The organism is Kitasatospora sp. NPDC059577, assembly GCF_042735475.1.
Taxonomy (GTDB): Bacteria; Actinomycetota; Actinomycetes; order Streptomycetales; family Streptomycetaceae; genus Kitasatospora.
Genome location: NZ_JBHWBZ010000085.1, coordinates 19262 through 30700, shown reverse-complemented (window position 1 = coordinate 30700; position 11439 = coordinate 19262). Strand labels below are relative to the sequence as shown.

Annotated in this window: 8 protein-coding genes; 5 read left to right on the top strand and 3 right to left on the bottom strand. The window is 72.3% G+C overall.

Features of this window, described 5'->3' with window-relative positions; genetic code table 11:
* The first annotated feature begins 709 nt into the window (after positions 1–709).
* From ACFV0O_RS38430 to ACFV0O_RS38410, 5 genes are all read left to right on the top strand, one after another.
* Positions 710–1441, top strand: a complete 732-nt coding sequence (locus tag ACFV0O_RS38430) for a response regulator transcription factor (RefSeq protein ID WP_380348988.1) — start codon at positions 710–712, stop codon at positions 1439–1441.
* 128 nt (positions 1442–1569) lie between these two features.
* Positions 1570–2628: a LacI family DNA-binding transcriptional regulator gene (locus ACFV0O_RS38425; RefSeq protein ID WP_380348986.1), complete on the top strand. Its 1059-nt coding sequence runs from the start codon at positions 1570–1572 to the stop codon at positions 2626–2628.
* Positions 2629–2860: 232 nt separating this feature from the next.
* The gene (locus ACFV0O_RS38420; protein WP_380348984.1) at positions 2861–4045 is read left to right on the top strand and encodes a S1C family serine protease; all 1185 of its coding nucleotides are present in this window, start codon (positions 2861–2863) and stop codon (positions 4043–4045) included.
* Positions 4046–4126: 81 nt separating this feature from the next.
* Positions 4127–4897, top strand: a complete 771-nt coding sequence (locus tag ACFV0O_RS38415) for a response regulator transcription factor (RefSeq protein WP_360264019.1) — start codon at positions 4127–4129, stop codon at positions 4895–4897.
* The gene (locus tag ACFV0O_RS38410) at positions 4894–6381 is read left to right on the top strand and encodes a sensor histidine kinase (RefSeq protein ID WP_380348981.1); all 1488 of its coding nucleotides are present in this window, start codon (positions 4894–4896) and stop codon (positions 6379–6381) included. The genes ACFV0O_RS38415 and ACFV0O_RS38410 overlap by 4 nt, the downstream gene beginning before the upstream one ends.
* A gap of 82 nt (positions 6382–6463) precedes the next feature.
* On the opposite strand, the gene ACFV0O_RS38405 is transcribed toward ACFV0O_RS38410, so the two are convergent.
* The 3 genes from ACFV0O_RS38405 to ACFV0O_RS38395 all read right to left on the bottom strand — a co-directional run bounded on the left by ACFV0O_RS38405 (position 6464) and on the right by ACFV0O_RS38395 (position 11439).
* Positions 6464–8263 (bottom strand): bifunctional metallophosphatase/5'-nucleotidase, encoded by a 1800-nt coding sequence (locus ACFV0O_RS38405; protein ID WP_360264013.1) that lies wholly within the window; start codon positions 8261–8263, stop codon positions 6464–6466.
* A 183-nt stretch (positions 8264–8446) separates the two neighbouring features.
* The gene (locus tag ACFV0O_RS38400) at positions 8447–9796 is read right to left on the bottom strand and encodes an ATP-binding protein (RefSeq protein WP_380348980.1); all 1350 of its coding nucleotides are present in this window, start codon (positions 9794–9796) and stop codon (positions 8447–8449) included.
* Between the two features lie 68 nt (positions 9797–9864).
* Entirely contained in the window at positions 9865–11439 is a 1575-nt protein-coding gene (locus ACFV0O_RS38395) for an SCO6880 family protein (protein WP_380348978.1), read from the bottom strand.

The window sequence follows — 11439 nt, the reverse complement described above, 5'->3', positions numbered from 1 at the left end:
CGGGGGCGGGTGGGCGCCCCCCCCGGGGCCCCCCCGATCTGCGCGCACGCGCGGGCCCGGGGGGCCCGGGCCGCGACCCCCCCGGCCTCGGCCGCCCGACCACCCGAACGATGGACCCGCGCAGCGCCGCCGATGTGCGTCCCATGATGGCGGGTCCGCCGCCACGACCGGCAACCGCCCTGGCCGCACGGGTGCGGAGCGGCGCTCGAAGCTGTGTCCAGGCTCACCCGGCGTACGCCCGAAATGGGGGAACCGCCGGATTCGAACACTCCCGGCGCGGGAGGAGGTCGGCTATTCTCGACCACCAAGAGGGATCCGGGCAGAGTCGCCCCCGGGTCCTTTTGTGCTTTCAGGACGCCAGTACGGACGTCCTTGCGATTCGTCGGTCCACCCCCGGCGGTCGCGGGGACCGCCCCGTCCGTCGCGGCACAACGACGTGCCGCGGCCGGCCGGGACGTCGCCACCCGGCACCGGGCCGCCGCCCGGGGCCGGACCAGACCGGAGGGTTCGCGGTGATGAGCAGGGCAGAAACGGTGCGCCAGGGGTTGCGGGACCCCCGGCGGGTACGCCACCACGCCCTGCGCGCCGTCCGCTCCCCCGGTACGCCCCAGGCGCCCGTCCTCCTCTCCTCCCCCTCAGCACGTGCGCCATCCGGCTGTGGCGGCAGCCGTAACGCGACCGCGACGACCCGGAAAGGGGACCACCGGGTATGAGTTCTCTCCTCCTCCTCACCAACGCACTGCAACCGTCGGCCGAGGTACTGCCCGCCCTCGGCCTGCTCCTGCACAACGTCCGGGTGGCCCCCGCCGAGGGCTCGGCCCTGGTGGACACGCCCAGCGCGGACGTCATCCTGGTCGACGGCCGACGCGACCTGCCGCAGATCCGCAGCCTCTGCCAGCTGCTGCGCTCCACCGGCATCGGCTGCCCGCTGATCCTGGTGGTCACCGAGGGCGGCCTGGCCGCCGTCACCGCCGAGTGGGGCATCGACGACGTCCTGCTGGACACGTCCGGCCCGGCCGAGGTCGAGGCCCGGCTGCGGCTGGCGCTCGGCCGCCTCCAGATCGACACAGACGACAGCCCGATGGAGATCCGCAACGGCGACCTCTCGGTCGACGAGGCCACCTACTCCGCGAAGCTCAAGGGCCGGGCGCTCGACCTCACCTTCAAGGAGTTCGAGCTGCTCAAGTACCTCGCCCAGCACCCCGGCCGGGTCTTCACCCGGGCCCAGCTGCTGCAGGAGGTCTGGGGCTACGACTACTTCGGCGGCACCCGGACGGTGGACGTCCACGTCCGGCGGCTGCGCGCCAAGCTCGGCGTGGAGAACGAGCAGCTGATCGGCACCGTCCGCAACGTCGGCTACCGCTTCGTCGTCCCGGAGAAGCCCGAGAAGGGTGAGCGCCCGGAGCCGGCACAGCACCCCGCCGGCCGCCTGGAGCCCTGACCGGCGGGCCGGGCGGGCCGCCCCCCGCCCGGCTTGTCCGGTTCGTCCGGGCGGCCGCCCGCCGTCCGCCCGGAGGCGGCCCCCAGGTCCCACTGCCGCCCCGGAGGCCACACGCGTAGACTCCACTCGTGGCCAAAGTGACGCGCGACGATGTAGCCCGACTGGCTGGTACCTCGACCGCGGTCGTCAGCTACGTCATCAACAACGGGCCGCGCCCGGTCGCGCCCGCGACCCGGGAGAAGGTCCTCGCGGCGATCGAGCAGCTCGGCTACCGGCCGAACAGCGTCGCCCAGGCGATGGCCTCCCGCCGGACCAACCTGATCGGCATGGTCGTCCCGGACGCCCGCCAGCCCTTCTTCGCCGAGATGGCGCACGCCGTCGAACGGGCCGCCTCCGAACGCGGCAAGCTCGTGCTGATCGGCAACTCCGACTACGTCGACGACCGCGAGGTCCACTACGTCCGCGCCTTCCTCGGCATGCGCGTCTCCGGCCTGATCCTGGTCAGCCAGGGCCCCTCCCAGCGCGCCGCCGAGGAGTTCGCCGCGATGGAGGGCGCCAAGGTCGTGCTGCTGCACCGCCGCCCCGAGGCGATCGACGACGTCGCGGTGGTCACCGACGACGTGGGCGGCGCCGAAGCCGTCGTGCGCCACCTGCTGGAGGTGCACGGGCACCCGTACGTCGCCTGCTTCGGCGGCCCGGTCGAGTCCCCCGCCCCCGGCGACCCGGTCATCGACCACGTCGAGGGCTGGCAGCGCGCCATGGACGCGCACGGCGTCCCCACCGGACCGCACCTGATCGACGCGCCCTTCCACCGCTACGGCGCGTACGAGGTCGCCCTCGGCGTGCTGCGCTCGCCGGACCGGCCGCGGGCGGTCTTCTGCTCCACCGACGACCAGGCCATCGGCGTGCTGCGGGCCGCCCGCGAGGTCGGCCTGCGCGTCCCCGAGGACCTCGCGGTGGCCGGCTTCGACGACGTGCCGGAGGCCGCGCTCGCCGACCCGCCGCTGACCACCGTCGCCTCCGACCGCGACGCGATGGCCCGGGCCGCCGTGGACCTGGTGCTGGACGACTCGCTGATGGTGCCCGGCTCGGACACCGAGCGGGTCCGCAAGTTCCCGTCCCGCCTGGTCATCCGCCGGTCCTGCGGCTGCGACGGCGCCGCGCCCGGCCGCCCCCAGCCGGAGTAGGCGGACGCCGCCCGGCCGAGGAACGGACGACCCGGGGCGCCGGCCGGGCGCACGGGCCGGGCGCACCGACCGGGCGCCTGGGCCGGAGCCGCGGACGGGTGAGCGGAAACGGAAGCACGAGCTCCGCTCCGCAGACCACCTGACCAGGCTTTATGAGAACCCAACGGGCTTCTGTCCGCCCTCTGAGCCGGTTCTCATCCAGTCCTCATCCACCGGGCGGAGCTTGGTCGGCATGAGCGAACAGCAGCGGCACCCCAGCGATCAGTACGGCACCCAGTACGGCGAGCCGTACGGCAGCCGGCGCGACGAGCAGTACGGCCCCCAGGAGCCCCGGGTGATCGAGGGCACCGTGCTCGGCAGCGGCGCGGGCAGCACCGGCCCCGCCGGGTACGCCTACCGCGAGGACCACTCCGGCGGCGGCTTCGACGGACCGCCCCCTCCCCCGCCCATGCCGCCCGAGCCGCCCACCGTCCTCGGCCCCGGCTCCCCCGATGACGGCGACGGCCGCGGCAACCGGGCCCGGCGCGGTCTGCTGCGCGGCCGGCTCGCCCTGGTGACCGCCGTCGCCGCGGTCGCCGCCGTCATCGGCGGCGTCACCGGCGGGGTCGTCGCCGCCGACCGGCAGGCCGGCGACACCCGGGTCAGCACCGTCGCCAGCCCGGTCGCCGCCCGCAGCGACGGCAGCGCCAACGTCCCGGCCATCGCCGCCGCCGTCTCGCCCAGCGTCGTCCAGATCACCGTCAAGAACGGCAACGGCACCGCCACCGGCACCGGCGTCGTCCTGGACAAGGACGGCCGGATCCTCACCAACTACCACGTGATCGACACCGCGGCCGACGGCGGCCGCATCACCGTCACCTTCAAGGACGGCTCCACCGCCCAGGCCACCGTCACCGGCACCGACAAGTCCCTCGACGTCGCCGTGATCACCGCCACCGGCGCCAAGAACCTCACCCCCGCCGTCCTCGGCGACTCCTCCGCCGTGGCCGTCGGCGACCCGGTCGTCGCCATCGGCAACCCCGACGGCCTCACCGGCACCGTCACCTCCGGCATCATCAGCGCCGAGAACCGCGACGTCACCGTCCAGCTCGACGAGGGCAGCACCAGCGGCAACGGCGGCTTCGGCTTCCCCAGCCTGCCCGGCCTGCGCGGCACCCAGCCCCAGCCGAACAGCGGCAGCACCACCACCTACAAGGCCTTCCAGACCGACGCCGCCCTCAACCCCGGCAACTCCGGCGGCCCGCTGATCAACGCCAACGGCCAGGTCATCGGCATCAACTCGGCGATGTACGCGCCGAGCGGCGCCAGCTCCACCGCCGGCGGCGGCACGGCCGGCAGCGTCGGCCTCGGCTTCGCCATCCCGATCGACAACATCAAGCAGGTCCTGCCGAAACTCGAAGCCGGCCAGAACCTGTAGGCCAGAACGTCCAAGGCACCGCCCGCACGACGGACAATGCTCCCAGCAGGCCCTCCACCCGACGAGAAAGGGCAGCCGCCCATGACCCCGTCCGCCGACGACCGCACCCCCGCCGAGCCCGGCCACCCCGCCGCGCGGCTCCTCGTGGTCGACGACGAACCCGCCCTCCGGGACGCCCTGGAGAGCAGCCTCGCCTTCGAGGGCTACGAGGTCGCCACCGCCACCGACGGCTACGAAGCACTGGAGTCCGTCGAACGCGACCGGCCCGACCTCGTCCTGCTGGACATCATGATGCCCCGGATGGACGGCCTCACCGCCGTCCGCCGGATGCGCTCCCGCGGCGACACCGTCCCGGTCCTGATGCTCACCGCCCGCGACGCCGTCGGCGACCGCGTCACCGGCCTCGACGTCGGCGCCGACGACTACCTCGCCAAGCCGTTCGAACTCGACGAACTGCTCGCCCGCGTCCGCGCCCTGCTGCGCCGCAACGCCCTCGCCGCCGAGGCCGCCGCCCGCGCCGCCGCCGAGGACGAGAGCGAGGTGCTCGCCTTCGCCGACCTGCGGATGAACACCGCCACCCGCGAGGTCACCCGGGCCGGCAAGCCGATCGAACTCACCCGCACCGAGTTCATGCTGCTGGAGATGTTCCTCTCCCATCCCCGCCAGGTCCTCACCCGCGAACAGATCCTCAAGGCGGTCTGGGGCTTCGACTTCGAACCGTCGTCCAACTCCCTGGACGTGTACGTGATGTACCTGCGCCGCAAGACCGAGCAGGGCGGCATGCCCCGCCTGATCCAGACCGTGCGCGGCGTCGGCTACGCCCTGCGCCCGGCAGCCGGCGCCGGCGCGTGAGCAACATCCCGCCTCCCCCGCTCGCCCCGCCGCGCACCCCCGCCCGGCGCCGGCGCCTGGTCCACTGGCTCCGCTCCCGCTCCCTGCGCAGCCGCCTCACCTTCCTGAGCGCGGCAGCCGTCGCGGTGGCCATCGCACTGTCGGCCCTGGCGTGCTGGTTCATCGTGGAGAAGCAGCTCTACAACCAGGTCCGGCACGACCTCGCGAACTCGCCGCTCCCGCCCGTGGTGAAGCTCAACCTCCCGTGTCCGAGCACCCCGGAGGCCGCACTCGAAGCCGCACCGTACGGGGATCAAGCCATCGGTCCGGTTTCCCGGGACACCCAGTACGTGCTGATGAACCCGACCCAGGTCTGCCTGCCGCCGAACGCCATCAGGGGGATCGTGATCGAATCGGGCGACTCCGCGGCGCTTCGACTCAGGCCCAATCAGTCGATCATCCGGGACGGCCGCTTCACGAACGGTGACCCCGCCATCGTGCGGCTGTCCGTTGCCCACGGTCCCGGCCAGGGGCCGGCGGCCGTGGTCATGGTCGCGACTCCCACCCAGCCCATCGAGGACTCCCTCCAGGGCCTCGCCATCCTCCTCGGCTCCGTGTCCGTCGGCGGCATCCTCCTCGCCGCCCTCGCCGGCCGGCTGGTCGCCCGTTCCGCCCTCAAGCCCGTCGACCAGCTCACCGACGCCGTCGAGCACATCGCCCGGACCGAGGAGGTCGGCACGACGATCCCCGTCCACGGGCACGACGAGATCGCCCGCCTCTCGACCTCCTTCAACTCGATGAGCACCGCGCTCTCCAACTCGCGTGAGCGGCAGACCCGGCTGATCGCCGACGCGGGCCACGAGCTGCGGACGCCGCTCACCTCGCTGCGCACCAACGTCGACCTGCTGATCCGCAGCAACGACACCGGGCGCCCGCTCCCCCCGGCCACCAAGACCAAGCTGCTGGGCAACATGAAGGCGCAGATGCAGGAGCTCACGGTCCTGATCGGCGACCTGCTGCAGCTCTCCCGGCCCGATTCCCCCAAGGCGGGCCCGAACCTCACCGTCGTCGCGCTGCACGAGATCGCCGGGCGGGCGGTCGAGCGGGCGAAGCTGCGCGGTCCGGGGCTGGTCTTCGAGACGAGCACCGAGCCCTGGTACGTGCACGGCGACGCGGCCGGGCTGGAGCGGGCGGTGATCAACCTGCTGGACAACGCGGTCAAGTACAGCCCGCCGGGCGGGGCCATCGACGTCCGGCTGCAGCAGGGCGTGCTGACGGTCCGCGACCACGGACCGGGTATCCCGCCCGACGAACTCCAGTACGTGTTCGACCGGTTCTGGCGCTCGCCGTCCTCGCGTCAGCTGCCCGGTTCGGGCCTGGGGCTGTCGATCGTCGCGCAGAGCGTCCGGGAGGCGGGCGGCGAGGTGACGCTCGGCCCGGCCGCGGACGGCGGTCCGGGTGCGCTGGCCACCGTCCGGCTGCCCGGCGGGCCCGCGCCCGAATGACGGGGTGCAGAACAGGACGGGCGGGGCGCCCCGACAGCGCCCCGCCCGTCCCCGGGGCCTCAGGGCCCCAGCCGGCTCACGGTCAGTCGATGTCGCTGCCCGGGCCGATGACCTTGATCCGGTCCTGCGCCGGGGCCTGCAGCGGCGCGCCGGCCGAGCTGTGGGCACCGAGGTAGGCCGTGAAGACGTCCAGGTCGGAGGCGCCGACGAGCTTGTCGGTGCCGGCCGCGAAGGCCGGGAAGCCGTCGCCGCCGCCGGCCAGGAACTCGTTGGCCGCGACGCGGTACTTGGCGGCCGGGTCGACCGGCGCGCCGTTCAGCCGGATCGAGTCCGTGAGCACCCGGTCCGCGCCGGTCTTGCGCATGTCCAGGGTGTAGTGCAGGTTCGACGACACCTGGAGGACCTTGGGCGCGGCGTCGTTGGAGCCGCTCACCTGCTGCTGGAGCAGCTGGACGAGCTGGGCACCGGTCAGCGTCTTGACCTGCATCATGTTGGTGAACGGCTGGACGGTGAACGCCTCGCCGTAGGTCACGACGCCGTCGCCCTCGCTGCCGGAGGCCTTGTAGACCAGGTCGGAGCGGATGCCGCCGGGGTTCATGAAGGCGACCTGCGCACCGCCCTTGTCGGCCGGGGCGAGCCCCGCGAGCTGCGCGTCGGCGATCACGTCACCGAGGGGCTTCTCCAGGTCGCTGCTGCCGCGGCCGTTGATGTCCGCACCGATCCAGCCGATCGGACGGTTGGCGATCGGGGCGGCCAGCTTCTGGTAGTGGTCGACCAGCGCCGTCATGTCGGGTGCCTTCTCGACCGTGCGGCGCACGACGTGGTTCTCGGCCTTGACCGAGGGGCGCACGATCTCGCCGGTGGTCTTGTCGAGCTTCATGTCGATCTGGGTGAAGAGCCGGCCGAAGGAGGCGGCACTGGTCACCGAGCGCGGAACGCCGTTGGGGTCGGGGATGCTGCAGGCGTACGCGTTGTGGGTGTGGCCGGTGACGATGGCGCCGACCGCCGGGTCGATCTTCTTCGCGATGTCGACGATCGGGCCGGAGATGCCCTGGCCGGCCGCGCCGCAGTCGTAGTTGTAGACGCTGCTGGCCGGGTAGCCGCCCTCGTGGATCAGCGCGACGATCGAGTTGACGCCCTTGGCCTTGAGCTCGGCGGCGTACTTGTTGATCGTGGTGACCTCGTTGGAGAACTTCAGGCCCTTGACGCCCTCGGCGGTCACGATGTTCGGCGTGCCCTCCAGGGTGACGCCGATGAAGCCGACCTTCACGCCCTGGGACTTGGTGATCCAGTACGGGGCGAGCAGCGGCTTGCCGGTCTTCTCGTCGGTGACGTTCGCCGACAGGTAGTTGAAGTTGGCGCCCTTGAAGGTGCGGCCGGGCTCGTAGCAGCCGTCGGTCGGGTGGCAGCCGCCCTCCTGCATGCGCAGCAGTTCCTGCGCACCCTCGTCGAACTCGTGGTTGCCCACGGAGGTGACGTCCAGGCCGAGCTTGTCCATCGCCTCGATGGTCGGCTCGTCGTGGAAGAGCGCGGAGGTGAGCGGGCTGGCGCCGACGATGTCGCCGGCCGCGACGGTGATCGAGTCGTCGGCCGGGATCCGGGCCTTGCGCAGCTCGGTGGCCAGGTACTCGATGCCGCCGGCCGGGGTGGAGACCTCCTTGCCGGTGGCCGGGTCGATCTCCTTGACGGTCCCGGAGGAGCCGGCCGGGGGCTCCAGGTTGCCGTGGAAGTCGTTGATCGCCAGCAGCTGGAGGTTGACGGTCTTGTGACGCTTGGCGTTGGCGTCGGCGGCCTGGGCGGCCGTCGGCACGAGCACCGTGCCGAGCAGACCTGCGGCGGCGACTACGGCGAGCGCCGTCCGTCGGGATCTGACGGTGAGCATGAGGGGTCCCCTGCACCTCGGAGGAGCACCGGCTGTGGACAGCAGCGGCGTACGGGCATGTGTTGCGCCTGTGAAGCCTAGGGTCAACGCGCGTAGCTGTCAGGACGTGGAACGTAACGAGAGGATTACCTACTGACGAACCGTCGCGGTCCGCCGGGTGCGGAGACTGCGGAGGAACCGCCCTCAGACCCCCGGCTCGGCCGCCAAGTACCGTTCCGCGCGCACCCGTTCGGCCACCGCGTCCTCGGTCATCGCACGGTCGGTGTACACCAGCGGCCGCTCGGTCTCGGTGATGATGTGTTTGACCACCTGGACGTTGCCGTTGACGTCCCAGACCGCGATGCCCGGCGAAAGTGTGGGAATGATCTCCACCGCCCACCGCGGCAGGCCCAGCACCCGGCCGGTGGCCCGCGCCTCCTCGGCCTTCTGCATGTAGATCGTCCTGGTGGAGGCCATCTTCAGGATCGCCGACGCCTCCTTGGCCGCCGCGCCGTCCACCACGTCCGACAGGTGGTGCACCACCGCGACGAAGGACAGCCCGAGCCGACGGCCGAACTTCAGCAGCCGCTGGAACAGCTGGGCCACGAAGGGGCTGTTGATGATGTGCCAGGCCTCCTCGACCAGGAAGATGCGCTTCTTCCGGTCCGGCCGGATCCAGGTGTGCTCCAGCCACACCCCGACGATCGCCATCAGGATCGGCATCGCGATCGAGTTGCGGTCGATGTGCGAGAGGTCGAAGACGATCAGCGGCGCGTCCAGGTCGATGCCCTCGGTGGTCGACCCGTCGAACATGCCGCGCAGGTCACCGTCGACCAGCCGGTCCAGCACCAGCGCCACGTCCAGGCCCCAGGACTGCACCTCGTCCACGGCCACGCCCAGCGACTCCACCGAGGACAGGTCGGGGTTGCGCAGGGTGTCGATGATGTCGTCCAGCACCGGCTGGCGGCCCGTCACCGTGGCCACCACGTGGGCGTGCGCGGCCTTCAGCGCGAAGCCGGCCCGCTCCTCCAGACCGCGCCCCATCGCCACCTCGATGATGGTGCGCAGCAGCGACAGCTGACCGGTCTGGGTGATCGCCGGGTCCAGCGGGTTGAGCTTGACCCCGCCGTCCCGGGCGGCCATCGGGTCCAGCCGGATCGACTTTATGCCCAGCGCCTCGGCGATCAGGTTCCACTCGCCGACACCGTCCTCGCCCTGCGCGTCGAGCACCACGACCTGCCGGTCACGGAACCTCAACTGCCGCAGCACGTAGGTCTTCTCCAGCGCCGACTTGCCGTTGCCGGACTCCCCGAGCACCAGCCAGTGCGGGGCGGGCAGCTGCTGCCCGTACAACTGGAAGGGGTCGTACACGTACCCCTTGCCGCTGTACACCTCTCGGCCGATGATCACGCCCGAGTCGCCCAGCCCCGGTGCGGCGGTGGGCAGGTAGACCGCCTGCGCCTGGCCGGTGGAGGTGCGCACCGGCAGGCGGGTGGTCTCCACCTTGCCGAACATCAGGCTGGTGAAGGCCTCGGTGAGGTTGCCGAGCGCCATGGGCGGCCTCCTGACGGGTCAGCGGTGAACGGGACGGACGAACGGACGACGGGACCGTACGGGCGTGCTCAGCGGCGGATGCCGGTGGCGAACGGAAGGGTGTTGACGAAGGCCCGGTGGTGCTCGCGGTCGCACCACTCCAGCTTGAGGTAGCTCTTGCCGGCCGAGGCCCGGATGGTCCGCTTGTCGCGGGCCAGGGCGTCGGGGTTGCGCGAGGAGACCGTGATGTAGCCGACCAGGTTCACGCCGGCCGCACCGGAGGCCAGGTCGTCACCGCGCTGGTCCACCCGGCCGGTGTGGGCCAGGTCGCGCGGGTCGACCGTCCGGTTCATCTTGGCGGCGCGGCTGGCCTCCGCCTCGTCGTTGGTCTTCTCGGTCAGCATCCGCTCGATCGCGACGTCGGTGGGCTCCAGGTCCATCGTCACCGCGACCGTCCGGATCACGTCCGGCGTGTGCACCAGCAGCGGCGCCAGGAAGTTGACGCCCACCGGGGTGAGCGGCCACTCCTTGATCCACGCGGTGGCGTGGCACCACGGCTCCCGGGTCACCGACTCCCGGGTCTTCGCCTGCAGGTACTGCGGGTCGGTCGCGTCCAGCTCGGCCGGCCAGGCGTTGCGCCTGGACATCGCCTGGATGTGGTCGATCGGGTGGTCCGGGTCGTACATCGAGTGCAGCAGCGAGGAGAGCCGGGCCTGGCCCAGCGGCTGGCGCACCCGGATGTCCGCCTCGGCCAGCCGGGCGCAGATGTCGGTCAGCTCGCGCGCCATCACGGCCGCCAGCCCCTCGTCGTCCCGGGCCCGCCGGCCGGTCGCCGTCCGGCCCATCGCGTGCGCCTCGGCGGCCAGGTCCCGGGTGTAGTGCATGCAGGCCACCAGGTACGCCCGGTGCTGCTCCGACGACGTCGACACCATCGACTGCAGCTGGTCGTACGAGTCCTGCAGCCAGCGCGGCGCGTCACGGTCCCCGCGGCGCTCCACGTCCTTGGCGTGCGCGTCCGGGTCCGCCGGCAGGGTCCGGGCGAGGATCTGCAGCCGGGTCACGAACCCGTCCCCGTTGGCGACGTGCTTCAGCAGCGTGCCGAACCGGTCGACCAGCGCCTCCTGGTCCTCCGAGTCGCGCAACCCCACGCCCGGGCCCTCGATCTCGATCGCGGCCGTCACCGTCCGCCGCTCCAGGTGCATCAGCACCCCGACCTCGTCCGGCCCGAACGGCGCGGTCAGCCAGCGCAGCCGCCCCACTCCGGGCGGCGGACCGACCTCCACCTCCCGGCCGTCCAACCGGGTGCCGGCGTCCATCACGTCCGAACGCCACACCGCCCGCCCGCTGCGGACCGTCCGGCGGTAGGTGCGGTTGATCTCCACCCACTTGTAGAACGTCCGCTTGCGGTACGGCACGTACACCGCCGCGATCGCGAGCACCGGCAGACCGACCAGACCGCCGATCCGCAGCGGCAGGACCGGCATCAGCAGGCCCCAGAGCATCCCGAGGAACGCCCCGAAGATGATCAGCAGGATCTCGCCGGACTCCCGGTTCCGGCCGATCGGCGCGTTCGGGCGGGCCTTGCCGATCAGGTAGGTGCGGCGCTGGTGCACGTACGGCTGGGCGTAATGGGCGCCGTACTGGCCGAGCGGTTCGCTGCTCAC

Excerpts from the sequence above, each read along its gene's own strand:
- ACFV0O_RS38430 (WP_380348988.1), top strand. The coding sequence starts at position 710 with ATGAGTTCTCTCCTCCTCCTCACCAACGCACTGCAACCGTCGGCCGAG.
- ACFV0O_RS38420 (WP_380348984.1), top strand. The coding sequence starts at position 2,861 with ATGAGCGAACAGCAGCGGCACCCCAGCGATCAGTACGGCACCCAGTAC.
- ACFV0O_RS38415 (WP_360264019.1), top strand. The coding sequence starts at position 4,127 with ATGACCCCGTCCGCCGACGACCGCACCCCCGCCGAGCCCGGCCACCCC.
- ACFV0O_RS38405 (WP_360264013.1), bottom strand. The coding sequence starts at position 8,263 with ATGCTCACCGTCAGATCCCGACGGACGGCGCTCGCCGTAGTCGCCGCC.
- ACFV0O_RS38400 (WP_380348980.1), bottom strand. The coding sequence starts at position 9,796 with ATGGCGCTCGGCAACCTCACCGAGGCCTTCACCAGCCTGATGTTCGGC.